General features: G+C 66.0%; 29 protein-coding genes. 14 read left to right on the forward strand and 15 right to left on the reverse strand.

The annotated features are described in order from the left end of the window. Window positions 1-47 precede the first annotated feature (47 nt). The 3 genes from ACRCUN_RS03295 (at window position 48) to ACRCUN_RS03305 (ending at window position 3,049) form a co-directional block, all read left to right on the forward strand. Window positions 48-1,601, forward strand: a complete 1,554-nt coding sequence (locus ACRCUN_RS03295; protein WP_462140237.1) for a PE-PPE domain-containing protein — start codon at window positions 48-50, stop codon at window positions 1,599-1,601. A 102-nt stretch (window positions 1,602-1,703) separates the two neighbouring features. Next, window positions 1,704-2,690 (forward strand): malate dehydrogenase, encoded by a 987-nt coding sequence (locus tag ACRCUN_RS03300; protein ID WP_462140238.1) that lies wholly within the window; start codon window positions 1,704-1,706, stop codon window positions 2,688-2,690. Window positions 2,691-2,692: 2 nt separating this feature from the next. Then, window positions 2,693-3,049, forward strand: coding sequence for a hypothetical protein (locus ACRCUN_RS03305; protein ID WP_067843402.1), 357 nt, complete (start codon window positions 2,693-2,695; stop codon window positions 3,047-3,049). Here ACRCUN_RS03305 and ACRCUN_RS03310 read toward each other — a convergent pair. Continuing rightward, the gene (locus ACRCUN_RS03310; protein ID WP_462140239.1) at window positions 3,039-3,581 is read right to left on the reverse strand and encodes a nucleotidyltransferase family protein; all 543 of its coding nucleotides are present in this window, start codon (window positions 3,579-3,581) and stop codon (window positions 3,039-3,041) included. The genes ACRCUN_RS03305 and ACRCUN_RS03310 overlap by 11 nt on opposite strands. Window positions 3,582-3,614: 33 nt before the next feature. Between ACRCUN_RS03310 and uraD the strand changes: the two genes are divergently transcribed. From uraD to ACRCUN_RS03330, 4 genes are all read left to right on the forward strand, one after another. Then, entirely contained in the window at window positions 3,615-4,115 is a 501-nt protein-coding gene (gene uraD, locus ACRCUN_RS03315) for a 2-oxo-4-hydroxy-4-carboxy-5-ureidoimidazoline decarboxylase (protein ID WP_462140240.1), read from the forward strand. Beyond that, the gene (gene uraH / locus ACRCUN_RS03320) at window positions 4,112-4,435 is read left to right on the forward strand and encodes a hydroxyisourate hydrolase (protein ID WP_462140241.1); all 324 of its coding nucleotides are present in this window, start codon (window positions 4,112-4,114) and stop codon (window positions 4,433-4,435) included. The genes uraD and uraH overlap by 4 nt, the downstream gene beginning before the upstream one ends. 2 nt (window positions 4,436-4,437) lie before the next feature. Then, window positions 4,438-5,349, forward strand: coding sequence for a factor-independent urate hydroxylase (gene pucL / locus ACRCUN_RS03325; protein ID WP_462140242.1), 912 nt, complete (start codon window positions 4,438-4,440; stop codon window positions 5,347-5,349). 183 nt (window positions 5,350-5,532) lie between these two features. Then, entirely contained in the window at window positions 5,533-5,955 is a 423-nt protein-coding gene (locus tag ACRCUN_RS03330; protein WP_462140243.1) for an STAS domain-containing protein, read from the forward strand. On the opposite strand, the gene ACRCUN_RS03335 is transcribed toward ACRCUN_RS03330, so the two are convergent. From ACRCUN_RS03335 to ACRCUN_RS03350, 4 genes are all read right to left on the reverse strand, one after another. Next, on the reverse strand, window positions 5,926-6,648 hold the full coding sequence (locus ACRCUN_RS03335) for an RNA polymerase sigma factor SigF (RefSeq protein ID WP_462140570.1): 723 nt from the start codon (window positions 6,646-6,648) through the stop codon (window positions 5,926-5,928). The two genes, ACRCUN_RS03330 and ACRCUN_RS03335, sit on opposite strands and share 30 nt — an antisense overlap. Before the next feature lie 26 nt (window positions 6,649-6,674). Continuing rightward, window positions 6,675-7,109, reverse strand: coding sequence for an ATP-binding protein (locus ACRCUN_RS03340; protein ID WP_462140244.1), 435 nt, complete (start codon window positions 7,107-7,109; stop codon window positions 6,675-6,677). Window positions 7,110-7,212: 103 nt separating this feature from the next. Continuing rightward, window positions 7,213-7,632 (reverse strand): ChaB family protein, encoded by a 420-nt coding sequence (locus ACRCUN_RS03345; RefSeq protein ID WP_462140245.1) that lies wholly within the window; start codon window positions 7,630-7,632, stop codon window positions 7,213-7,215. Window positions 7,633-7,714: 82 nt separating this feature from the next. After that, entirely contained in the window at window positions 7,715-7,846 is a 132-nt protein-coding gene (locus ACRCUN_RS03350) for a hypothetical protein (protein ID WP_462140246.1), read from the reverse strand. Between the two features lie 111 nt (window positions 7,847-7,957). On the opposite strand from ACRCUN_RS03350, the gene ACRCUN_RS03355 reads away from it, so the two are divergent. Continuing rightward, complete coding sequence (locus ACRCUN_RS03355; protein ID WP_462140571.1) at window positions 7,958-8,503, forward strand: DUF6328 family protein; 546 nt, start codon at window positions 7,958-7,960, stop codon at window positions 8,501-8,503. On the opposite strand, the gene ACRCUN_RS03360 is transcribed toward ACRCUN_RS03355, so the two are convergent. Continuing rightward, a complete protein-coding gene (locus tag ACRCUN_RS03360) occupies window positions 8,471-9,457 on the reverse strand; it encodes an LLM class F420-dependent oxidoreductase (RefSeq protein WP_462140247.1) in 987 nt (328 codons plus the stop codon). The two genes, ACRCUN_RS03355 and ACRCUN_RS03360, sit on opposite strands and share 33 nt — an antisense overlap. Window positions 9,458-9,507: 50 nt before the next feature. Here ACRCUN_RS03360 and ACRCUN_RS03365 point away from each other — a divergent pair, with 50 nt between their 5' ends. Beyond that, window positions 9,508-9,852 (forward strand): hypothetical protein, encoded by a 345-nt coding sequence (locus ACRCUN_RS03365; protein ID WP_462140248.1) that lies wholly within the window; start codon window positions 9,508-9,510, stop codon window positions 9,850-9,852. 55 nt (window positions 9,853-9,907) lie between these two features. Here the strand turns inward: ACRCUN_RS03365 and usfY are convergent, their stop codons facing one another. The 4 genes from usfY to ACRCUN_RS03385 form a co-directional block, all read right to left on the reverse strand. Next, window positions 9,908-10,216: a protein UsfY gene (gene usfY, locus ACRCUN_RS03370; RefSeq protein WP_462140249.1), complete on the reverse strand. Its 309-nt coding sequence runs from the start codon at window positions 10,214-10,216 to the stop codon at window positions 9,908-9,910. A 164-nt stretch (window positions 10,217-10,380) separates the two neighbouring features. Then, on the reverse strand, window positions 10,381-10,638 hold the full coding sequence (locus ACRCUN_RS03375; RefSeq protein WP_462140250.1) for a DUF7218 family protein: 258 nt from the start codon (window positions 10,636-10,638) through the stop codon (window positions 10,381-10,383). Between the two features lie 34 nt (window positions 10,639-10,672). Next, on the reverse strand, window positions 10,673-10,828 hold the full coding sequence (locus ACRCUN_RS03380; protein WP_462140251.1) for a DUF6131 family protein: 156 nt from the start codon (window positions 10,826-10,828) through the stop codon (window positions 10,673-10,675). 7 nt (window positions 10,829-10,835) lie between these two features. Continuing rightward, complete coding sequence (locus ACRCUN_RS03385; RefSeq protein WP_462140252.1) at window positions 10,836-11,069, reverse strand: hypothetical protein; 234 nt, start codon at window positions 11,067-11,069, stop codon at window positions 10,836-10,838. Window positions 11,070-11,158: 89 nt separating this feature from the next. Between ACRCUN_RS03385 and ACRCUN_RS03390 the strand changes: the two genes are divergently transcribed. The 3 genes from ACRCUN_RS03390 to ACRCUN_RS03400 all read left to right on the forward strand — a co-directional run bounded on the left by ACRCUN_RS03390 (window position 11,159) and on the right by ACRCUN_RS03400 (window position 15,385). Then, entirely contained in the window at window positions 11,159-11,983 is an 825-nt protein-coding gene (locus ACRCUN_RS03390) for an FAD binding domain-containing protein (protein WP_462140253.1), read from the forward strand. Continuing rightward, window positions 11,980-14,670: a molybdopterin-dependent oxidoreductase gene (locus tag ACRCUN_RS03395; protein ID WP_462140254.1), complete on the forward strand. Its 2,691-nt coding sequence runs from the start codon at window positions 11,980-11,982 to the stop codon at window positions 14,668-14,670. Before ACRCUN_RS03390 ends, ACRCUN_RS03395 begins: the two co-directional genes overlap by 4 nt. A gap of 382 nt (window positions 14,671-15,052) precedes the next feature. Then, window positions 15,053-15,385 carry an STAS domain-containing protein gene (locus ACRCUN_RS03400; protein WP_462140255.1) on the forward strand — a complete coding sequence of 111 codons (333 nt, stop codon included), beginning with the start codon at window positions 15,053-15,055 and terminating at the stop codon, window positions 15,383-15,385. On the opposite strand, the gene ACRCUN_RS03405 is transcribed toward ACRCUN_RS03400, so the two are convergent. Next, window positions 15,386-15,916, reverse strand: a complete 531-nt coding sequence (locus tag ACRCUN_RS03405) for an ATP-binding protein (RefSeq protein WP_462140256.1) — start codon at window positions 15,914-15,916, stop codon at window positions 15,386-15,388. Window positions 15,917-15,971: 55 nt separating this feature from the next. On the opposite strand from ACRCUN_RS03405, the gene ACRCUN_RS03410 reads away from it, so the two are divergent. After that, the gene (locus ACRCUN_RS03410; RefSeq protein WP_462140257.1) at window positions 15,972-16,988 is read left to right on the forward strand and encodes a DNA topoisomerase IB; all 1,017 of its coding nucleotides are present in this window, start codon (window positions 15,972-15,974) and stop codon (window positions 16,986-16,988) included. Here the strand turns inward: ACRCUN_RS03410 and ACRCUN_RS03415 are convergent. Beyond that, a complete protein-coding gene (locus tag ACRCUN_RS03415) occupies window positions 16,985-18,007 on the reverse strand; it encodes a Ppx/GppA family phosphatase (RefSeq protein ID WP_462140258.1) in 1,023 nt (340 codons plus the stop codon). The genes ACRCUN_RS03410 and ACRCUN_RS03415 overlap by 4 nt on opposite strands. A gap of 257 nt (window positions 18,008-18,264) precedes the next feature. On the opposite strand from ACRCUN_RS03415, the gene ACRCUN_RS03420 reads away from it, so the two are divergent. After that, window positions 18,265-18,672 (forward strand): low affinity iron permease family protein, encoded by a 408-nt coding sequence (locus ACRCUN_RS03420; protein WP_462140259.1) that lies wholly within the window; start codon window positions 18,265-18,267, stop codon window positions 18,670-18,672. Here the strand turns inward: ACRCUN_RS03420 and ACRCUN_RS03425 are convergent. From ACRCUN_RS03425 to ACRCUN_RS03435, 3 genes are read right to left on the reverse strand one after another with little or no spacing between them, the layout of a single operon-like run. After that, window positions 18,661-19,953, reverse strand: a complete 1,293-nt coding sequence (locus tag ACRCUN_RS03425) for a UDP-glucose dehydrogenase family protein (protein ID WP_462140260.1) — start codon at window positions 19,951-19,953, stop codon at window positions 18,661-18,663. The genes ACRCUN_RS03420 and ACRCUN_RS03425 overlap by 12 nt on opposite strands. After that, on the reverse strand, window positions 19,950-20,897 hold the full coding sequence (locus ACRCUN_RS03430; RefSeq protein ID WP_462140572.1) for a glycosyltransferase family 9 protein: 948 nt from the start codon (window positions 20,895-20,897) through the stop codon (window positions 19,950-19,952). The genes ACRCUN_RS03425 and ACRCUN_RS03430 overlap by 4 nt, the downstream gene beginning before the upstream one ends. Then, a complete protein-coding gene (locus tag ACRCUN_RS03435; RefSeq protein ID WP_462140261.1) occupies window positions 20,894-21,580 on the reverse strand; it encodes an SDR family oxidoreductase in 687 nt (228 codons plus the stop codon). Before ACRCUN_RS03435 ends, ACRCUN_RS03430 begins: the two co-directional genes overlap by 4 nt. Window positions 21,581-21,583: the final 3 nt, after the last annotated feature.

Genomic DNA, 21,583 nt, shown 5'->3' on the forward strand with positions numbered 1-21,583 from the left:
CTACGGTTTTCGCAAACCGTGTGCACACTGATCCGGGGGGAATCACCATGGGCAAACGCAGCAAAGTGGCGCGTCCGATCGCAATTTCGTTGGCCGCACTGTCGACCGCGGCCACCGTCGCCCTACTTCCGACGGTGCACATCGAAAGTCGCTTGCTGGCAAGGACTTTGCTGGTAATGCCCGGCAACGACAACCCGAACGGGGACAACCTCGAATACGGGCTGAACAATTACTTCAACCCCACGGACCCGAATTATGGGTTTCCCGGATACGACATGGTGAAAGTCCCGTGGATGTCCGACTCGTTCGACGACGATCCGGGCTACCAGGTGTCCCAGGACGACGGCGTCGAGAAGCTCGATGCCGCAATCACCAAGTACCTCAACGTCGATGACGGTGAGGACGACTACATCGTCGCCGCCGGGTATTCCTCGAGCGCCAACGTCGTCATCCGTCAGATGAAGTATCTGGACAGTCTCGGCGAGGCTGCGCCCTCGCCGGAACAGATCAGATTCATGGTGCTGGGAAGTCCGCACCGGCCCAATGGCGGGATCTTCGGCCGCTTTCCGGGCTTCAATCTGATGGGCATCCCTTTCGAGGAGACAAACCCGGACACTCAATACGAGCTCACCGACATCGGCTACGAGTACGACCCGATCTCGGACTTTCCGGCATACCCGCTGATGCCGCTGACGCTGTTGAATTCGCTGGCCGGCTGGCAGCTTCTGCACATCTCCTATGGCGGTTTGGAGTCCGACCTCGACAACGCGATCGACAACCCCAATATGACGTACTACGACGAGGAAAAAGGCATCCAGTACATCACCATCGCGGCACCGCATCTGCCGCTGTTGATGCCGGCATACATGGTCGCCGACGCCCTCCCGCCGCTGAAGCCCTTCATCGAGCCCGTGCTCAAACTGATCGAGCCGACCCTCAAGGTGTTGGTGGATCTCGGCTACAACCGTGAGGTGCCCGTCGGCGAACAGCTGCCGGCACAGTTGTTTCCCAAGCACGACCCCGCCAAGGTCGCTGCCGACCTGGCCGAGGCCGTGGCCAAAGGCATCGCGGACGCCGTGGAGAGCATCACCGGGGCCAAGCCCGACACCGCCGACGGTGAGGACGACGCCGAGGACACCGCCACGCGCGAGCTGACCGATCCCGAGGCGACCGACACCGATCAGACCGAAGCGAAGACAGCGACCGAAGAACCCGCCGAGCTGGAGCAGAAGCCGACCAGCACCGCCAAGCCTGCGGTGAAGCCGCTGGCCGCCGTCTCGGAACGCATCCGCGACCGGATCGACTCGGTCGCCGCCGACCTCGGCCTCGAGCCCGATCGCGAAAAGCCGGCCGCTGCGGACGAATCCACCGAATCCGACACCGACACGGACACGGACACGGACACGGACACGGACACGGACACGGACAAGCACGCCACGAAGACCACCAAGAAGGAACCCGACGCCACGAAGAAGTCCGGTGAAAAGCCGGCCAAGAAGCAGCAAGTCAAGGCCGAGAAGAAAACCGAGAAGAAGACCGAGGCGGCCAACGACGAGGACAAGGACGAGGACAAAGACTCGGACGCGGCTGACGCGGCGTAGCCCCGATATCTACTGTGACATCAGTCTCGGCAGCCACCGCGACAAACCGCGGGCTGAAAGACTTGGTTCGGTAGCACGCACCGCAATCGGGGAGAACCAACGATGACTCGACCCCAGGTAGTCACTGTGACCGGCGCCGCCGGCCAGATCGGCTATGCCGCACTCTTCCGGATCGGGGCGGGCGCGTTGCTCGGCCGCGATGTGCCGGTGAAGCTTCGGCTGCTGGAATTGCCATCGGCGCTGCGCGCAGTCGAGGGCGTGGTCATGGAACTCGTCGACAGTGCCCTCGACCTGCTCACCGACATCGAGATCCACGATGATCCCGTCCGCGCGTTCGACGGTGTGGACGTCGCCCTGCTGGTCGGTGCGAGGCCCCGCTCCAAGGGCATGGAGCGCGCTGACCTATTGGCCGCGAACGCCGCGATCTTCGCCGAGGCGGGCAAGGCGCTCAACGCAGGCGCGAACCGCGATGTGCGGATCGTCGTGGTGGGGAATCCGGCCAACACCAATGCTCTGGTGGCATCGGCGCATGCACCCGACATCCCGGCCGAGCGCTTCACCGCCCTCACCCGGCTCGACCACAACCGCGCCGTCGCGGCGCTGGCCACCCATGCGGGCGTGCACGTGAGCGACGTGTCGCGCGTGACCGTGTGGGGCAACCACTCTCCGACCATGTACCCCGACATCTTCCACGCCCTCGTCGACGCCCGGCCAGGCGCCGAATTTGCCGCCGACACCGAATGGCTGACAACGGATTTCATCCCGACGGTGGCCAAGCGGGGTACCGCGATCATCGAGGCCCGCGGAACGTCGTCGGCGGCATCGGCCGCCAACGCGGCGATCGACCACGTCCGGGACTGGGTCGACGGCACCGACCCTGATGACTGGACATCGGTTGCCCTACCGTCCCCCGGCGCGTACGGCATTCCCGAGGGCGTGGTGACGTCGCTGCCCGTGCGCGCCGTCGACGGCTCATGGCAGATCGTCGAGGGGCTCGACGTCAACGAATTCTCCCGGGCACGCATCGACGCCTCGGTGGCCGAGTTGCTCGACGAGCGCGCGGCCGTCGAACGGCTCGGGCTGCTCTGAGCATGGAACCCGTTGAGATCAATGCCGGGTCATGGTATTTGCGGGCACTGCGCGATGACGATCTGATCGACGACCGTCCCGCGCTGGCCGACCTCGGGGAAACCGATCCGGACTACGTCACCCGCCGCGAAGCCCAATGGGCGTCCGACACCTATTACTCGTGGGCGGTGTGCGAGCCCACCACCGGGGAATTGCTCGCCGAGGTCACGCTCGACCCCGTCGCGGCGACCCTGCACAGCAGGGCACGGGCCGGGCACGCCGACGCCGCGGCGATCGCCGAAGTGTCGGTGCGCCGGTTCGCCGGTGCGATGCTCGGACTGACGGTGCGCGACGACACCGACACGGCCGTCACGGACTGACGTCGATATCGACGCCGCTCGCGAGATCGGTGCAGTCGACCCCGACGACATCGATGCGGCCGCGCAGGAACGGGCGCGCACCCTCGTCACCGTGCAAAGACTCCAGTAAAGCGGGCCAGTGCCTGCGCGCGATGACAACCGGGTGCCCCGGCCGGCCGGCATATATCGCCCTGGCCAGCCCGGATTCCGGCGCGGCGGCCAGCACCCGCCGCACCACCTCGGCTCCCACGTCAGGTGTGTCGACGAGATGCAGCACCGCACAGTCGGCGGTTCCGGCGGCCGCTATCCCGGCGCGCAGCGACGCCGAGAGTCCATCGGCCCAGTCAGCCGCCACGACCGCGCGGGCGGGCGCGGGCACGTCGACGACGGCGGCGCCGAGCACGACCACGACCACATCGCAGCCGCCACCGGACAGGGCGCGCACGGCCGCCCTCAACCAATCGCCCTGCGCCGCACGAACTTTCGGCATCCCAAAGCGGGTGCCTGCGCCTGCGGCGAGCACCACGCCCGCGACCGTGCCGGTGTTCGACATGCGAACAGTGTGAACCTGTCCGATTCTGAGGTGATGCCGACCCCGGTCGAGGCGTTCAATGCACTCAGCGACGCCGAGCGCACGCGGCTGCTGCTGGAGGTGTGCTCGGCACCTACCTGGGCACGCCGGCTCGTGGCCGGCGGCCCGTTCGGCGACGTCGGCGCGGTGCTGGAGCGGGCCGACCGCGTGCTCGCCGAGTTGCCCGACGCCGAGCTCGACGAGGCACTCGCCGGCCATCCGCGCATCGGGGCGACGCCGGGCAATCGGTCCTCGGCTCGCGAGCAGGCGGGCGTCAGTGCCGCACCCGATGCCGTCAAGGCCGCGCTGGCCGCGAAGAACGCCGAGTACGAGGAGAAGTTCAGATACGTCTACCTCGTGTGCGCGAGCGGGCGCTCAGCCGATGAACTGCTCGCGATACTGACCGAGCGGCTCGACAACGCTCCCGACACCGAACGCCGCGTCATGCGATCCGAGCTCGCCAAGATCAACCGGCGCAGACTCGAGCGCCTCTTCTCCGACAAGATGGCCACATGACCCAGCTGAGCACCCACGTCCTTGACGCCATGACCGGGCGACCCGCAGTCGGGATCGCCGTCACCCTCACCGACGCCGCAGGCCGGGCCGTGGCCTCCGCAGCCACCAATGGTGACGGCCGCGTCGGCGATCTGGCCAGCGGGGAGCTGTCCGGTTTGTATCGGCTGACATTCGACACCGCGGCCTACTTCCGCGCCGCGGGCGTGTCATCGTTCTATCCCGAAGTCGTGGTGGCGTTCGAAATCACCGACCCCGCAGGCACGTACCACGTACCGCTGCTGTTGTCTCCATACGCCTACTCGACCTACCGAGGGAGCTGAAAGTGTCCGACATCGTCCTTGGCAGCAATCAGTACGGCAAAGCCGAGAACCGCGTCGTCCGGATCTACCGGGACACCCCGCGCCACGAGATTCACGATGTCAACGTAACCACCTGTCTCCGTGGCGATTTCAGCGCCGCGTATCTCAGCGGCGACCAGTCGGCGGTGCTCCCCACCGACACTCAGAAGCAAACCGCCTACGCGTACGCCAAAGAGAAGGGTCTGATCTCGATCGAGGAGTACGGTCTGGCGCTCGCCCGGCACTTCGTCCACGACATCGCGCCGGTGACCGGCGCGCGCATCGAGATCGACGAATACGCCTGGGAGCGCGTGATTGTCGACGGGTCCGAGCACGATCACACCTGGGTACGCAAGGGCCAGGAGGTACGGACCGTCGCGGTCACCGTGGACGACGGCGGTGAGTGGGTGATCGGCGGACTGAAAGACCTCGTGATCCTCAAGTCCACCGGATCGGAGTTCGCCGGCTTTCTCACCGATGAGTACACCGTCCTGGAACCGACGCGCGATCGGTTGATGGCCACGTCGCTCGTGGCGCAGTGGCGGTTCACCTCACCGGTCGGCACCTCGCCCGCCACCTGGGACGAGATCTACGCGAGCGTGAAGGCTCACCTGGCGAAGCAGTTCGCCGTCGTGCGGTCACGCGCCCTGCAGCAAACGCTGTACCACATGGGTAAGGCCGTGCTGGAAAGCCATCCGATGATCGCGGAGATCAGGCTGTCCGCACCGAACAAGCACCACTTCGCCTATGACCTCACCCCGTTCGGTCTGGCAAACAACAACGAGGTTTTCCACGCCGACGATCGACCGTACGGATTGATCCAGGCGACAGTCACCCGCGACGACGCGCCCCCGGCCGGTCCGGCCTGGGATATGCACCGCGGCTGGCTGGGCTGAACTGGGATTATGGGAATGCCCTCAAGGCGATTGTCGAGTGACCTTGATCGGCGTATGGTTCGAAACAGGTTGAGTTCACAGCCGCTGCGAGCGTCATCGTAGAGGGGGCAGGAACTCCCGCCCCGCCCATAAATCGACGCACGCATCAGTACGAATTCACGTATTACGACTGATGGAGTCGCCATGACCGCCTTTACGCGGGTCGCGCCGATCGACCGGACTGACACGTCACCCGCAACCTTCGACACCCGTTGGCTGCCGCCGGCTACGGCGGTGATCAGCGTCCACGGGGAGATCGACGCCGCGAACGCCTCGGGCTTCACCGAGTACGCGATGCGTCACACCGCTCAGGCAAACGGTCTCGTCCTCGATCTGAGCGGCGTCGCCTTCTTCGGTACCGCGGGGTTCTCCGCACTCAAAGCCATCGAGACGCGGTGCTCGGTCGGCGAGGTCGACTGGATGCTGATCCCGAGCAATGCGGTCGCCCGTCTCTTGCGCATCTGCGACCCCGACAGCAGGCTGCGCCGCAGCGGCAGTGTCGCCGCGGCACTGACCGCGCTGCGCAACGAGTCGCAGCTACTGCAGTTGGTCACGAAGCCGCGCTAGCGACTTCGCCAACAGCCTCGACACGTGCATCTGCGATATTCCGACCCGCTCCGCGATCTGGGTCTGGGTCATCGACTCGAAGAACCGCAGCAGGAGCACGGTCCGTTCCCGCTCGGGTAGCGAGGCCAGCAGCGGTCGCAGTGACTCCCGGTTCTCGATCTGGTCGAGACCGGCGTCCACGTCGCCCAGGGTGTCGACGATGGCCGGGGCTTCCTCGTCGCCGCCTCCGCCGCTGTCGATCGACAGCGTGTTGTAGGAGCTTCCCGCGATGAGGCCTTCCAGCACCTCGTCACGGTCCATCCCGAGTTCCTCGGCGAGTTCCGACGCGGTCGGAGCGCGGCCAAGACGTTGCGACAACTCCGCGGTGGCCGCACCGAGCCGCAGGTGCAGCTCCTTGAGTCGCCGCGGCACCTTCACCGACCAGCTGTTGTCGCGGAAATGCCTGCGGACCTCGCCCATGATCGTCGGCACCGCGAAAGACACGAAATCCGATCCGGCTTCCACGTCGAACCGGTTCACCGCGTTGACCAGACCCACCCGGGCCACCTGGACCAAATCCTCACGCGGTTCCCCACGCCCGTCGAAACGACGCGCGATGTGATCGGCCAGCGGTAAGCAGCGCTCGACGATCTTCTCCCGCTGGCGACTGTATTCCGGCGAGTCCTCGGCTGCGGCGCCGAGTTCGCGGAACATGTCCAGAACGTCCGCGTATTCCGACGTCACCGCAGCAGGCTCGCTCGCCTCGTGGTCAGCGCGATCCCGAATACCCGGCCTTTGTCGGGCCCGTCGCCGTCGGTGAAGGTGTGCACCTCGTCGGTCAGCGAACTCAGCACGTGCCAGCTGAAGCTCCCCGGCTCGACGACCTCGCTCCCGATGCACGTGGTGGACGCCGATATGACGACCTCGTCCTGGCGGGGATCTATCATCAACGCCAGCGTCGATTCGGGCAACGCCGACCTGATCAACGCGGTGCACGCCTCATCGACCGCGAGCCGCAAATCCGCGACCACGTCGAAGTCCAGGTCTTCGAACGTCGCGACGGCCGCGACCACCGTTCGGAGCACGGCGAGGTTTTCCAGCCTGGCGGCCACGCGTACTTCCATCGCCCGCTCAGCGCGAGCGCGCAATTGATGTTGGCCTGGTCCTTGGGCCATCTGACCTCCTGGAGTTTCTGATCGACAGTACCGTAGGCGCGGCCGCGGGCTCACCACGCCGCTCCGGGTTTGCTCTGTTCAAGATCGATCAGAACCCGGGGGCTCAACGCCCGGACCGCGTTTCGCGGCGGTTGGCTTTCTCGATGGCGCCGACGAGGTCACTCTTGCTCATCGTGGACCGCCCCTTGATATCGAGGCGCCGCGCCAGATCCATCAAGTGCTTTTTGCTGGCGGAGGCATTTACGCCTTCAGCCGACTTCCCGGAGGCGTTGGGCCCACCGCTGCGCGCTCGTGCGTCAGAAGGTCCGCGGTGATCCTTGGCTTCCCAGTGATCGCCGACCTTTTCGTAACTGTGCTTGAGCGCTGAATAGGCGACCCGATGGGCACGCTGACCCTCGCCATACGACTCGACAGCCGAATCGTGCGCCTTGGCGAAAGTCCGTTGTGCCTTGGCCTCCGACTTCTGCAGGGTGCTCGGCAGTTCGTCCTTCTTCGCCTTGCCCTGCCTGGTTGTCTTCGGCACGGTGAACACTCCTCTCGTTGGGTCGCTTCTGGGGATGCCCAGCGGGCCGCCCCGGGAAACCCCCGATTTCGGTGCTCCGCCGTCAGCTCATCATCGGCGCCAACATGATGAAGGCGACCGCGTACACCGCCACCGCCGCGAGGATGAGCGCCAGCGCGACGAAGGCGACCGCGATCAGCACCCGTTTGAGCGTTTCCGACGTCGCACGTTCCATGACTTCGGAGTACCCGCGGCGTCGCATGCCACACGTATCGCAGCACTTGAGCCGCCTGCGCCGTACGCAAAGCCACGGCGTCGGATGCCGCGCAATGCGATCATCGACAACATGGCCGCGGACCGTTTCGACGAGAACCAAAGCTGGGACGAAGCCGCACGCCACGAAACGGAAGCCGAACGGCTGGATCGCAACTGGGCCAACCTGTTGCAGGAACTCCGCGTGGTGCAGACCGGTGTTCAGCTTCTCACCGGCCTCCTGCTCACCCTGCCGTTTCACGACGGGTTCGAGGAAGTCGACCACGCCATGCGCATGGTGTACCTGGTGACCGTCGCATGTTCGGTCGCGTCCACCGCGTTGCTGATCGCACCGGTCGGCATGCATCGCATGTTGTTCCGCCGCCGCAGACTCAACCTTCTGGTGTCTGGGGCGCATCGCTGCGCCTATGCCGGCTTGTTGCTCCTCGGCGTAACGATGGCCGGGGTCACCCAATTGATCTTCGACACCGTGGCCGGGCGCACCGCCGGCGTGATCGCCGCGTTGACCACCTTGGTGACCTACCTGGGTTTCTGGCTCGTCCTGCCGCTGGCGATGCGCTCCGGCGAACCGATGCCCGCAGATCCGTCAGGCCGCGTCGGCGCGGAGCGCAGCAAGTAGCGGTTTGGCGGCCTCGTCGAGGAACCGCTCCTGGCTGTCGCCGCCGATCTGTACCAACGCGATGTCGGTGAACCCGGCCTGGCGGTACTCGTCGACGGCCGCGACGATGGCGTCGAGATCCGGCCCGCACGGAATGGCCGATGCGACATCGTCCGGGCGAACGAACTGCGTCGCACCCGCGAAACCGGCAGGCGTGGGCAGATCGGCGTTGACCGACCAGCCGCCCGCGAACCACCGGAACTGATCGTGCGCGCGTTGCACCGCGGCATCGCGGTCGGTGTCCCAGCACACCGGGATCTGCCCGACAACGCGCCCTTCGGGCAGCACTCCGGTCGCCTGTCGCCGGCTTCTCCAGTCATCGATGATCTGGCGGTCCGGCGCGACATTGATCAGGTGGTCGGCCGCGACGGCGAGCTTCTCGACGGCCTTTTCACCGGTCATCGAAACGCCGATGGTCAGCGGTTCGGCGGGCAGGTCCCAGATACGGGCGGAGTCGACCTCGAAATAGTCACCCCGGAAGTCGATGAGTTCACCGGTGAGCAGTTCCCGGATGATCTTGATCGCCTCGGCCAGCATGTCCAGCCGGCGTTCGATCGTCGGCCAGCCCCGGCCGACGACGTGTTCGTTGAGATTCTCGCCGCTGCCCAACCCGAGGGTGAACCGGCCGTCGGCCAGGATCTGCAGGGTCGCGGCCTGCTGGGCGACCACAGCTGGGTGGTATCTGATGGTCGGGCACGTCACATACGAGTACAACTGCACGGCCTCGGTGGCGTGTGCGACGGCGCCGAGCACCGGCCACGCGTTCGGGGCATGTCCCTGAGTCGCGAGCCACGGCGAGAAGTGATCGCTGCACACCTCGAAGTCGAATCCGACCTGTTCTGCCGAAACGGCATAGCGGACAAGATCTTTTGGCCCACTTTGTTCGGTCATCAAGGTGTATCCGAATCTCGTCATACCGGACGGTTACCCGTGACGCCCGCGATGAAACTGGGTACCCGACAACCATGACCGAATCACAGATCGAGGAGCGTCAAGATCAACGTCAGCAGCGATTCCGGCTTTCTGCCACGTGGTTGCTCGCGTTCCTGACGATACCGGCGGCAATCGCGGTGTTCGTCTACGGAATGGGCGCGGTCATGAGCATGGCGGGATGCGCGGACGACGCGTGCGCGAACCAAGGCCCCGGCGAATTCTGGTTCGGGGTGCTGTTTTACGGCGCGCCGGTGGTACCCGTGGTTACCATCGCGGTCTCAATCTTCACCGCGCGGCTGCGCAACGGAATCCTCGTCCCCATTGCCGGTTTGGCGCTGCTGGCCATCGATTTCGCCGTACTGGCGCTGACCTTCTAGACCCGCGCCGCAAACCATCGCCCGGCCCGCCCCGGGCCGGTGGGTGGATCGGGCCTCAGCTACTCGGGCCCTGCCTCATGACACCGGGGTGGTCGGCATACCAGCGATCTTCGATCCGCCGAACCCGCAGGTGTTCGAGGGCCAGCCAGAGTGAGCCGATCACGAAGCCGACCGCAGACATGCCTCCCACGGTCAGGCCCACGTCCGGGTGACCGCTGGCGAACGCGGCGAGGCATCCGACGAACAACACCAACGCCAGTCCGATCACGATCAGCGCAGGCATGATGACGTTGTCTTTCATGGACTCGCCGGCGTGGGGCCGGGTGGTCCTGGCGTGGTCAACTGGGTCCTTCGGGCCTTTCATGGCTACTCCTTCCGCCATCGCACGCCCCGTGCTGGTGTGGGCACTTTCCACGGTAGATCGATATGCGGCCACTGGTGGCCAAACGGCCATCACAAGCAACCGGCGCCGGTTACCCGAACCCACGTTGGTACGGGTCACCGGCGCCGGCCGCTGGCGAATACCGCTCAGTGATTGCGGAGCATGCCCACGAGTTCGCGCTTGTTCTTGTCCGAATAGCCCCTGAGCCCAAGCTTTTTCGCGCGATCGCGGAGGTCGGAGACCGTCCAGTCCTCGTACGATCCGGACTTGCCACCCGACCGTCCGACCTTTGACCGGCCCTTGGCCGCCGCGGCATTGGAGATACGCGCGGCCTTCTCCTTCGAGTTGCCCTGCTTGCGCAGGTCCTCATACAGCTTCTCGTCTTTGATCGATGAACGCGGCATCGTTCACCTCCTCATCTCGATGACCGCAGTTGCCTCAATACCAGGTGCGGCGACCGGCAACCGGCCGGCCGATCGACCCCAGCAACCAGAACACGGCGCCTATCACCAACAGGATCACGCCGATCACCCACAGCCAGTAGATGTTCAGCACCAGTCCGAGGATGAGCAAAATCGCTCCGAAGACAATCATGACAACCTCACTTCACGTTGGCGATGAGATCCATCGCGCTGGGTTCCGGCAGGCGGCATTCCCCTACCTTCGGATTCACGCCGGCGTAGTTGAGCGGGCCCGCCAGCACCGTCAGCGCGATGTCGCCCGCCGCCGCGCAACTTGTTGACCCGGTGCGGAAGTAGTCGCGTTGCCACGCTGCCAGCACACCGATCAGCAACCAGATGAGTACGAGCGTTCCGAACAGTCCACCGAGTCTCATGACGCGCGGATACCCTGACGGTTCGCCCGTCAAACATTCGGCAAACCGCACCGCATGCGGGCCGGGCGATCGTTGATTACCGTCGACAAGTGGACCTCAACACCGTCGAGGCGCTGCACGTGCCACGCCGCCGTGATGACATCTGGCCGCTCGGGCCCGGTGACGCGGTGCTGGCGGGCGGTACCTGGCTGTTCTCCGAACCTCAGCACCACCTGCGTCGGTTGATCGACATCACCGGGCTGGGGTGGCCGCCGGTGACCGTGTCGGACAACGGCATTGAGCTGTCCGCCACGTGCACACTGGCCGAGCTGTCCCGACTGGCGCCACAGTTGCCGCCGGAGTGGACGGCAGCACCGCTGCTGCGCCGATGCTGTGCGGCACTGTTGGCTTCGGAGAAGATCTGGCACACCGCGACCGTCGGCGGCAATGTCTGCCTGTCATTTCCGGCCGGTGCGATCATCGGGCTCGGCACCGCGCTCGATGCCGAGGTGACGGTATGGCGGCGCGACGGCGGCGATTACCGCATCCCGCTGCGCGACTTCGTAACCGGGATGGGCACCAACATCCTGGCGCCCGCCGAGGTGCTGCGGTCGATGTGGCTACCGGCAGCGGCACTGCGGGCACGCACGGCTTTCCGCAAGCTCGCACCGTCCCCGCTGGGACGGTCGGGGGTGGTGGTGATCGGCAGGCGCGACGCGACCTCGGACGGCGGCGGTTTCGTCCTCTCGGTCACCGCGGCGACGGTGCGGCCGTATGTGTTCGCATTCCCGGCCGTTCCCGATGCGGCTGCGATCGAGGCAGCACATGCCGGCATACCTGACCACGCCTGGACGGTCGACGCGCACGGTGATCCCGATTGGCGGCGGGCCATGACGCTGCTGCTGGCCGAACAGATCCGTACGGAGCTCACATGAAAGTCACGGTCAACGGCGCGGAGTTGCACGACGATCCGCGGCCCGGGCAGTGCCTGCGGACGTTCTTGCGTGACCATGGGCGGTTCGAGGTCAAGAAGGGTTGCGACACCGGTGACTGCGGTGCGTGCACCGTACTTGTCGACGGCACGGCAGTGCACTCGTGCGTCTATCCCGCCCATCGCGCCGACGGACGTTGTGTCACCACGGTTTCGGGGCTCGGAACGACCGAGGACCTGCACCCGCTGCAGCGCCGATTCGCCGAAGCGGCAGGCTTCCAGTGCGGCTTCTGCACCGCAGGCATGATCGCCACCGCATCCACGTTCACCGACGGCTCCCCGTCCGACCTTCCCGAGCGCCTCAAGGGCAATCTGTGCCGCTGCACGGGATACCGCGCGATCACCGATGCGCTGGCCGGTCGGGCCAACACCGAAAAGGACTCAAGGGCAGGTCATTCGGTAGCCGCCCCGGCCGGATTGAGAGTTGTCACCGGCTGCGAGCCCTACACGATGGACCACGCGCCTGCCGGCCTACTGCACATGGCGGTGCTGTCCAGTCCGGTGCCGCATGCCCGTATCGTGGCCATCGACACGTCGGCCGCCGCGGCTCTACCCGGTGTGCGCCTCGTGCTCACCCACCATGACAGCCCGCGGGCGGCATTCTCCACTGCACGCCACGACAGTCGCGGCGACGATCCCGACGACACCCTGGTCCTCGACGCCACGGTGCGTTTCGTGGGGCAGCGGGTAGCGGCTGTGGTCGCCGACAGCATGGCGATCGCCGAACGCGCGTGCCGTGCGATCACGGTGGAATACCGGGAATTGCCCACGGTGTTCGACCCGGAAGCCGCTCGCAGCCCGGGGGCGCCCGCGCTTCACGGGGACAAGGGCGTGTCGGCGCGGATCGCTGATCCGTCCCGCAACATCGTCGCCGAATTGCACGGCGGCGTCGGCGACATCGACGCCGGAGTGGCCGAAGCGTTGTCCTGCGGCGGCGCCGTGGTCACCGGCCGGTGGCACACGCAGCGCGTCCAGCATGCCCATCTGGAGACCCACGGCTGCACCGGCTGGCGCGACGAGAACGGCAGGCTGGTGATCCGCACGAGTTCGCAGGTGCCGTTCCTGGTGCGCGACGAGCTCTGCCACATCTTCGGGCTGCGGCGCGACGACGTCCACGTGCTGACCAAACGTGTGGGCGGCGGATTCGGGGGCAAGCAGGAAATGCTCACCGAAGACCTGGTTGCGCTTGCGGTGTTGCGGCTGGGACGGCCGGTGCGTTACGAGTTCAGCCGCAGCGATGAGTTCACGAAGGCGCCGTGCCGGCATCCGTTCCGGGTGGATGTGACGGTGGCCGCTGGGGCCGATGGTGTGCTGACCGCGCTGGCCGTCGACGCGCTCGCCGATGCGGGCGCCTACGGCAACCACAGCCCCGGGGTGATGTATCACGGTTGCGGTGAATCGATTTCGGTGTACCGCTGCCCCAACAAGCGGGTCGACGCGGCATCGGTGTACACCAACAATCTGCCGTCCGGCGCGTTCCGGGGATACGGACTCGGCCAGCTGAGCTTTGCGATCGAGTCGGCGCTCGACGAGCTGGCAGCGCGGCTCGGCATTGACCCGTTCGAGTTGCGGCGGCGCAACGTCGTGGTGCCCGGGGACCAGTTCGTCGACGCGCATGCGGCCGACGACGATCTGACGTTCGGCAGCTACGGCTTGGACCAGTGCCTCGACTTGGCGCAGAGCGCGCTGCGGGCGGGCAATGGCGTTACGGCGCCCGCCGGTTGGCGGGTGGGCGAGGGCATGGCGATCGCGATGATCGCCACCGTTCCGCCGCGCGGCCACCATACCGACGTGTCGGTCACCCTTGACCGGGACGGCGGTTACACCCTCGCGGTCGGCACAGCCGAGTTCGGGAACGGCACCACGACCGTGCACACGCAGCTGGCCGCCACCGAACTGAACACCAGTGTCGATCGGCTGCGCATCAACCAATCCGACACCGATGCAACGACCTACGACACCGGAGCGTTCGGCTCGGCAGGCACCGTCGTGGCAGGCAGCGCGGTGCTCGACGCGTGCAGGCAGTTGCGGGCCGTCATCATCGCCGCGGCCTCGCGTAGCACCGGCGTTCCCGAACCCCATTGCACGCTGGGCCCGCACGGCGTGCAGTGCGGTGACCGGTTCGTCGAATTGACCGATCTCCCAACGCCTTTGATCGGGCGTGCGCGCCACCATGGAACACCGCGATCGGTTGCGTTCAACGTGCAGGCGTTCCGGGTGGCCGTCGATGTCGAAACGGGCCGGGTGCAGATCCTGCAATCCGTACACGCGGCCGACGCGGGCGTGGTGCTGAACCCCGAACAGTGCCGTGGCCAGGTGGAAGGCGGGGTGGCTCAGGCGATCGGCACGGCCTTGTACGAGGAAATGCGCGTCGGGGCAGACGGCACGATATTGACTCAGACGTTACGGAATTACCACATTCCGCAGTTGGCAGACCTGCCGGTAACGGAGGTTCAGTTTGCTGAGACCTATGACGAGCTGGGCCCGCTCGGGGCGAAGTCCATGAGCGAGTCCCCGTACAACCCGGTCGCCCCCGCACTCGCCAATGCCATCGCGCGGGCCTGCGGCGCCCGCATCCACCGGCTGCCGATGACACCGGCACGGGTGTGGCGGGAGATGCACACCGGTTAGCTCAGCCTAACGCGGGTAACCGCCCTTTTTCTTTTCTGCAGCAAGAACTTTCGGTCCGACCAGGTGCAATGAGACGATTCTTTATGAGAACCGTCTTACATCGATTGTTGGTTACCGGTGCGGGGCGTAGAGTCTGATCTAGGTTGAGTTCACAGCCAGCTGGAATCGTCATTGACGTGCAGGCAGGTGGGTCTCCTGCGCTGGGGGCTTTAAGCGAGCAGAGCCTAATTTTTGACGTGACCGCAGTACGAAGCATGTTTTTCTACTGATGGAGTCACAGAAAATGCCAACCATAAGCGTCGCCAAAAGGGCGGCTCCGCTTTCGGGCGATGGCACGAACCGAGCACACTTCAGCTCTCGCTGGTTATCGCCGACAACGGCCATGGTCAGCGCGACGGGCGAACTGGACGCCGCCAATGCGGCTGAGTTCACCGATTTCGGACTTGAGCATGTGAGGACGGACGGGAAATTCGTCGCGGACCTCAGTGCGGTGACGTTCTTCGGGGCGGCGTGTTTTGCCTCGTTGCACACCCTCAACGTGAGATGTGTCGGTGAGAACGTCGGATGGGCGCTGGTACCGAGCAAAGCGGTCTCGCGGGTGTTGCGGATCTGCGACCCGGATGCCGCCCTGCCTACATCGCCAGACGCGACGGCGGCCCTGGCATCGCTGCGTACCGAACCACGGCCGCTGCAACTCGTCACGAAGCCGCAGTAGTCAGTTCGCCGACGCCCACTTCCGCCGGGTCGTGAGCGAGATGCCGAAGATCCGGTCGTCGTCGAACGTACGGACGTCGTCAGTGAGCGCCGTGAGAACGTGCCGGCTGAAGCCGCCCAAGGCCGGGTCGTCGGCGTCCTCGCGCGTCGTCGACGCATGGATCACGAGCGCATCCGCGTGTGGTTCCACCACCACCGTCAGCACGGAACGCGGCGCGGCCGCATCGATGAGGACGGCGCACGCTTCGTCGACCGCGAGACGCAAGTCGGCGACTGCGTCGAGATCAAGGTCGTGGAAGGTGGCCAGCGCGGCCAACACCGTGCGTACCGTCGACAATCTGTCCATCCGCGCCGGTACCCGCAACTCAAGGGCGTCGCGCGGATGGGTGTGGTCGACCGGGCCGCGGGGTAACCGCTCTCCGTGAAGCAAACTCAACGGACGCGGGAAGGGCAGCCCGCCGCCAACGTTGCCGTCAACCGGTGTCCGGCGAACTTCGCCATTCCCGCCGAAGTCACGGCCTAACGATGTCATGCGTGCGTAATACCCACCGTGAACCCCAGGTTAAACGCGCCGCGGGCCGATCACCATGCGACTTCGCCGCAGCGTAGTACGTGGCCCCGGCCTGCACAGGGTTCGTCGCGGCCGCGGTTTCAGCTATCAAGATGACGACGGCCGAACGGTAACCGACAAGGCAACGCTGCAACGGATCGACGCCCTTGTCATACCGCCCGCGTGGAAGAAGGTCTGGATCTGTCCATACGCCAACGGGCACATCCAAGCGGTCGGGACGGACGCTGCGGGCCGGCGCCAGTACCTCTACCACCAGCAGTGGCAGGCCGAACGGGGTGAAGAGAAGTTCGACCGCGTCCTCGAGTTGTCCGATGCCCTGCCGGACTGGCGCAAGCACATCGCGAAAGACCTCACGACCCGCGGGCTTCCACGAGATCGGGTACTCGCGCTTGGCCTGCGACTGCTCGATCTCGGCTATTTCCGTGCGGGTGGCGATCAGTACGCCGAGGAGAACAACTCCTTCGGGATCGCGACGCTGCAGTGCGAACACGTCACGGTGCGTTCCGACTCGGTCGAATTCGACTATCCCGCCAAGAGCGGAGTTCGGCGCACGCTGATCGTCTCGGATGCCGAGGTGGTTCGGGCCGCGCGTGCTTTGCAACGCGCGAGAAAGCCCGAGGACCGATTTCTGGTGTGCCGAAACTCCGCGGTGTGGACCGATATTCACGCCGAGGATCTCAATATCAGGTTCAAGGAGATGGTCGGCGAGGATTACACCGTCAAGGATCTGCGGACGTGGCACGGCACGGTGTTGGCCGCGGAGTCGTTCGCGGAAGCCGATCCGCCGGTCGACGACAAGGTGATCGAACGTGTCGAATCCGCGGTGATGCGCGAAGTCGCAGAGGCGTTGGGCAACACGCCGGCAGTCGCACGTAGCGCGTATGTCGATCCGCGGGTGGTCGAGGGCTACCGCGACGGCTTCACGATCGCCGCGGGCGTACGACGCGCCGAGCGGGTCAAGGATGCCGACGAACGGCAGGCCATCTTGGAGCGCAGCACCGCGCGGATGATCCGCAAGGTGGCCGCGAGCTAGACCTTCCTGGGCAGCGTGGTGACGTTCGCCTGCGCGGGATCCTCGCTCGACCGGTCGAATGCCAGCGGCTGCAACGACAGTTCGCCCTCCGGTATTCGCAGCGAAGACAGGTATTCCAGCATGATCCCTTCGCGAAGCGCCCATGGGCTGACCTCTGCCTGGTCGATACCAAGACAACGCATCGTCTCGTACGCCACGACCGCGCCGCCGAGTATCTGCCACGCCCGCGTCGGCTTGACGCCGCGGAACTCGGCCCGCTCCTGGACACTGACCCGCATCAGATTCTGAATCGACTGTGCGACTTGTGTTCTGGATACGGTACGACGTACGAACGGCCCCTTGCGTCCACACGCCGCCCCGCCGAACCGGGCCAGCTGCTTGAAGGTTTTCGACGTCGCGACCACGCGACGCGGCGTTCCCTCCCACTGCACGCGGTTGGCCACCTCCCGCACCTGCTGTCGCACGTGCCGGCGCAGATCTTTCACCTGGGCCTTGGACGGCGGATCGGGCCGCAGGAACATCGTGCTGACGCGACCGGCCCCGAGCGGCAGGGAGACCGCGAGATCGGGTATCGCGTCCCGGCCGAACGCGAGTTCCATGGAGCCGCCGCCGATGTCGATGTTGAGCAAGCGTCCGGCTTGCCACCCGTACCAGCTGCGCACCGCGAAATAGGTCAGCCGGGCTTCCTGCTCGCCGCTCAGATACCGCAGCTGTGTCCCCGTCTCGTCGACGACGAGCTTCAGCACCTCGTCGCGATTGCTCGAGTCCCGGATCGCCGCCGTCACGAACGGATACAGCTGATCCACATGCAGGGCGTGTGCCGACTCGATCGCCACCCGGACGGCTGCGACAATCCGGTCCATACCGCTCTGACCGATCGCACCGTCGCTGCTGGCCTCCTCGCCCAGCCGCGTCGGTATCTTGACCGCGCGAATCGGCAACGGCGGCGCGCCGGCGAATGCGTCGACTACTTGTAGCTGGGCGGCGTTCGAGCCGACATCCAGAACTCCGAGGCGCATGTGCATCCCATCTCCTCGCGCCTGCCCTCACCACCGGGTGAGGACGCCGCCATCCGGCGGCCCCGTGATTCGGCGCGTCCCGAGATGGCCCACTGAGCTGACGCGGCTGTGCATCGCAGGCCTTGCAGTTCGCCACTCATTTGCGCGACTCCGGGTGGGTACCCGTGGACGAACTGCTCAAACACGATGTTTGACCACGCCTCCGATGCGGTATCACCTTTGCGGGCGACCAGGCCCAGATCTCGAGGGCGACCGTGATGACACCCGACCAGCGTCCGGCTCGAGGCTCAAATGGCCAACACAGCGCGCTGAGCGCCCTTCTCGATGCGATCAGCAGGTTCACGGGTGCGCGATGGACCGCAATCGCGGTGCTGGCCATCATGGCCTGCTACGTCGCGGCCGGTGCCGTCGTCGGGTTCGATCACTCGTGGCAGGCGCTGATCCACTCCACCGCCGCTGTGGTCACCCTGCCGATGCTGTTCGTGCTTCAACACACCACAAACCGCGAGACCAAGGCGATCCTCATCAAACTCGACGAACTGATCCAGGCCACCACCGATGCCAGGGACGATTTCATGGACCTCGAAAAGCACGAGGTGAGTGAGCAGGAGCAGCTACACGACGCGCATCACCATGAGGGCGACGACGCGGCCTCAAAAGCCTGAGACCGTGCCGTTGCCCAGGTACGAAAGCCCGGCGTCCCGGATCATCCTGGGCTCCAGGAGGTTACGGGTGTCCACCACGACGGCGCCGGGCGCCTGCTCGGCGATCTGCGGCCAGTCGAGATCGCAGAACTCCGGCCATTCGGTGAACACGACGATGGCATCGGCCTCTTTGGTGGCGACGTACGGATCGTCCACTGCCGCAACAGAATAGCGTCGCAGTGCGTCGTGGTCGATCATCGCGACGCGCGGGTCGTAACCGACGATCTGAGCGCCACGCTTGGTCAGTTCACCACTGATCGAAAGCGCAGGCGAATCCCGGATGTCGCAGGTGCCTGCCTTGAATGTCAATCCCAGCGCGGCGATGCGCGACTCGGCCAGCGGAGCCGTCATGGCGCGGCTCAATGCCGCGGCGATCCGGTCGGTCTGCGCCTGGTTGGTCTTGCGGGCCGATTCAACCTCAGGCAGCGCAACGCCGTTCTCCCCCCCGGTGTGCAGCAGCGCGGCGGTGTCCTTGGGCAGGCAGGATCCTCCCCACCCCGGACCCGGCTGCAGGAAGTGCCTGCCGATGCGGAAGTCGGCCCCCATGCACCGGGTCACGTCGCCGATGTCGGCACCGACACGCGAACACAACTGTGCCAACGAGTTCGTGTATGAGATCTTCACCGCGAGAAACGCATTGCTCGCGTACTTGGACAGCTCGGCGCTCTCCGGGCTCATCCGCAGTGTCTCGCCCTCGCCTGCGCCGTACAGGCTCTGGATCGTGTCGGCGGCGGACTCGTCCATCGACCCGATGAGGATACGGTCAGGATGGCGGAAGTCGTACACGGCATGGCTTTCGCGCAGGAACTCTGGATTCGACACCGCCCGGATACCGGTGCCGTGCAGTCGTCGCGCGACCTGTCGGGTGGTGCCCACCGGCACTGTCGACTTCAGCACGACGATCGCCTGTGGCTGGAGGGTGCGGGCGAGCTGTTCGACGGCGCGATCGATCGCGCTGAGATCGGCGGAGCCGTCCGGCCCGCTGGGTGTGGGCACGCACACGAACACCACGTCGCGATCGGCCAGTTGGCCGTATTCATCGGTGAATCGCAACTTTCCGTCCCGTAAGCCGGTTGCCAGCAGTTCTGGTAGGCCGGGCTCGTCGACCGGAACCTCGCCCGATGTCAAGCGCTGCAACCTGGCCGCGTCGATGTCGACGCAGACGGTGTCATGGCCGCGTTCGGCCAGACACACCGCAGTGGTCAGGCCGACATAGCCGGCGCCAACGACTCCCACTCTCATGTGCGCACTCCCAGTACTCCCTCGGCGGCTTCGAGCACCCGGGGAACGGTGATGAGCAACAAGCCGCTGTGCGGCTCACCGCCGTGCGGGTCGCCTTTGTCACCGGCCCACAAGGCGACGTGCGGGCCGTCCCCGCGCGGACCCCAACGGCTGGGCGGGGTTGGGCCGAACAGCAACACCGACGGGGTCGCCGTTGCGGTCGCGACATGGCCCACACCGGTGTCGCCGCTGATCAACAATCGGCAATCGCTGATCAGCGCCACCAGCCCGAGAATGCCGAGTGTTCCGGCCAGCACCGCTGTTTCGGGCAGTCCGGCCCGTTCGGCGACGGAGCGCGCGAGGTCGATTTCGGCGCTGTCCCCGGTCACCACGACCTCGTGTCCGGCGGCGTGCAGCGCCGCGGCGACCGCGGCATATCGGTCGGCGGGCCACCGCCGCGCGGCGAAGGCGGCACCGGGGTGGATCACCACGACTCCCGGCCGTTCCGCATAACCGTGCGGTCGCTGGATTGCCAGATCACTCGGATCACAAGCGATGCCGTGCCATTCGAGCATGTGACACCAGCGGTCGACTTCGTGCAGATCGGTGCGCCAGGGCGGGCCCGCCACCTCGGGATATGCAGTGTGCCGGTGGCTCAGTATCGATTTCGGCTGCAGGGCGAGGAGATCAGCGATACTCTCCGGCCCTCGACCGTGCAGGTTCACCGCGATGTCGGGCGGCTGCCGACGATCGTCCAGCTCCCCGAGGCCCGGCGTGTGCAGGACTTCCGACACGGCCCCCGACAGCATGGCCAACTCACTGAACCGCTGTGGAGCCGCGAGCACGATGTGCGCCGCCGGATAGGCCCGGCGCAGGCCGCGCAACGCGGGAATGCCGGTCAGCAGGTCTCCCAGACCCAACGCACGCAACACCACGATGTTGCGGGCGTCGGAATCGGGCCTCATGGCCACGACGACTCCGTCGACGCGCAGACCACGAGTTCGCGCACCTCACAGCCGGCCGGCTGGCTCAGCGCGAACACCACTGTCTCGGCGACGTTCTCCGGGTCGTTGAGCTTGGCGTCCGGCGGTGGCTTGTACTGCTCGTCGCGTCCGTCGAAGAATGCGGTGTGCATGCCGCCGGGTATCAACATGGTCACCCCGACCTCACCGGCGAGCTCGGCCGCGAGCGCCCGGCTGAAACCCACGACACCGAACTTCGAGGCGCAGTACGCGGTCGCGTCACTGACGGCCTTGATGCCGAGGGTCGACGCACATGTGACGATGCGCCCGCTGCTGGCTTTGAGGTACGGCAGCGCCGAGCGGATCACTGCGACAGTCCCGAGCAGGTTCACGTGGACCACCCGCTCCCAGTCCTTCACGGCGACATTGCCGAGCTTGCCGCACGCGTCGGTGCCGCCCGCGGTGAACACCCCGTTGACGACGCCGCCGGCCTGCTCGGCCAACCGGCGCACCGCCGCGTCGACGGCTTCGGTGTCGGCGAGGTCTGCGCACTCGTACGCGACGCCGCTCGCCGGCGGTTTGCGGTCGATGACCAACGGCGTACCGCCATGGCGCGCAACCGCTTCCACGGTCGCCGCACCGAGACCAGAAGCCCCGCCGGTGATGATGACATTGCCAAGGATCACGAA

The sequence above is a fragment of the Mycobacterium venezuelense genome, from assembly GCF_054919535.1.

What these genes read in the sequence shown, in the direction of transcription:
- ACRCUN_RS03350 (WP_462140246.1), bottom strand. Translation starts at nt 7,846, where the DNA reads ATGGAACGTGCGACGTCGGAAACGCTCAAACGGGTGCTGATCGCGGTC.
- uraH (WP_462140241.1), top strand. Translation starts at nt 4,112, where the DNA reads ATGACCCAGCTGAGCACCCACGTCCTTGACGCCATGACCGGGCGACCC.
- ACRCUN_RS03430 (WP_462140572.1), bottom strand. Translation starts at nt 20,897, where the DNA reads ATGAGGCCCGATTCCGACGCCCGCAACATCGTGGTGTTGCGTGCGTTG.
- ACRCUN_RS03375 (WP_462140250.1), bottom strand. Translation starts at nt 10,638, where the DNA reads ATGCCGCGTTCATCGATCAAAGACGAGAAGCTGTATGAGGACCTGCGC.
- ACRCUN_RS03300 (WP_462140238.1), top strand. Translation starts at nt 1,704, where the DNA reads ATGACTCGACCCCAGGTAGTCACTGTGACCGGCGCCGCCGGCCAGATC.
- usfY (WP_462140249.1), bottom strand. Translation starts at nt 10,216, where the DNA reads ATGAAAGGCCCGAAGGACCCAGTTGACCACGCCAGGACCACCCGGCCC.
- ACRCUN_RS03405 (WP_462140256.1), bottom strand. Translation starts at nt 15,916, where the DNA reads ATGACATCGTTAGGCCGTGACTTCGGCGGGAATGGCGAAGTTCGCCGG.
- ACRCUN_RS03355 (WP_462140571.1), top strand. Translation starts at nt 7,958, where the DNA reads ATGGCCGCGGACCGTTTCGACGAGAACCAAAGCTGGGACGAAGCCGCA.
- ACRCUN_RS03425 (WP_462140260.1), bottom strand. Translation starts at nt 19,953, where the DNA reads ATGAGAGTGGGAGTCGTTGGCGCCGGCTATGTCGGCCTGACCACTGCG.
- ACRCUN_RS03365 (WP_462140248.1), top strand. Translation starts at nt 9,508, where the DNA reads ATGACCGAATCACAGATCGAGGAGCGTCAAGATCAACGTCAGCAGCGA.
- ACRCUN_RS03305 (WP_067843402.1), top strand. Translation starts at nt 2,693, where the DNA reads ATGGAACCCGTTGAGATCAATGCCGGGTCATGGTATTTGCGGGCACTG.
- ACRCUN_RS03335 (WP_462140570.1), bottom strand. Translation starts at nt 6,648, where the DNA reads ATGTTCCGCGAACTCGGCGCCGCAGCCGAGGACTCGCCGGAATACAGT.
- ACRCUN_RS03395 (WP_462140254.1), top strand. Translation starts at nt 11,980, where the DNA reads ATGAAAGTCACGGTCAACGGCGCGGAGTTGCACGACGATCCGCGGCCC.
- ACRCUN_RS03310 (WP_462140239.1), bottom strand. Translation starts at nt 3,581, where the DNA reads ATGTCGAACACCGGCACGGTCGCGGGCGTGGTGCTCGCCGCAGGCGCA.
- ACRCUN_RS03415 (WP_462140258.1), bottom strand. Translation starts at nt 18,007, where the DNA reads ATGCGCCTCGGAGTTCTGGATGTCGGCTCGAACGCCGCCCAGCTACAA.
- uraD (WP_462140240.1), top strand. Translation starts at nt 3,615, where the DNA reads ATGCCGACCCCGGTCGAGGCGTTCAATGCACTCAGCGACGCCGAGCGC.
- ACRCUN_RS03340 (WP_462140244.1), bottom strand. Translation starts at nt 7,109, where the DNA reads ATGGCCCAAGGACCAGGCCAACATCAATTGCGCGCTCGCGCTGAGCGG.
- ACRCUN_RS03295 (WP_462140237.1), top strand. Translation starts at nt 48, where the DNA reads ATGGGCAAACGCAGCAAAGTGGCGCGTCCGATCGCAATTTCGTTGGCC.
- ACRCUN_RS03330 (WP_462140243.1), top strand. Translation starts at nt 5,533, where the DNA reads ATGACCGCCTTTACGCGGGTCGCGCCGATCGACCGGACTGACACGTCA.
- ACRCUN_RS03380 (WP_462140251.1), bottom strand. Translation starts at nt 10,828, where the DNA reads ATGATTGTCTTCGGAGCGATTTTGCTCATCCTCGGACTGGTGCTGAAC.
- ACRCUN_RS03385 (WP_462140252.1), bottom strand. Translation starts at nt 11,069, where the DNA reads ATGAGACTCGGTGGACTGTTCGGAACGCTCGTACTCATCTGGTTGCTG.
- ACRCUN_RS03360 (WP_462140247.1), bottom strand. Translation starts at nt 9,457, where the DNA reads ATGACGAGATTCGGATACACCTTGATGACCGAACAAAGTGGGCCAAAA.
- ACRCUN_RS03410 (WP_462140257.1), top strand. Translation starts at nt 15,972, where the DNA reads ATGCGACTTCGCCGCAGCGTAGTACGTGGCCCCGGCCTGCACAGGGTT.
- ACRCUN_RS03400 (WP_462140255.1), top strand. Translation starts at nt 15,053, where the DNA reads ATGGTCAGCGCGACGGGCGAACTGGACGCCGCCAATGCGGCTGAGTTC.
- ACRCUN_RS03420 (WP_462140259.1), top strand. Translation starts at nt 18,265, where the DNA reads ATGACACCCGACCAGCGTCCGGCTCGAGGCTCAAATGGCCAACACAGC.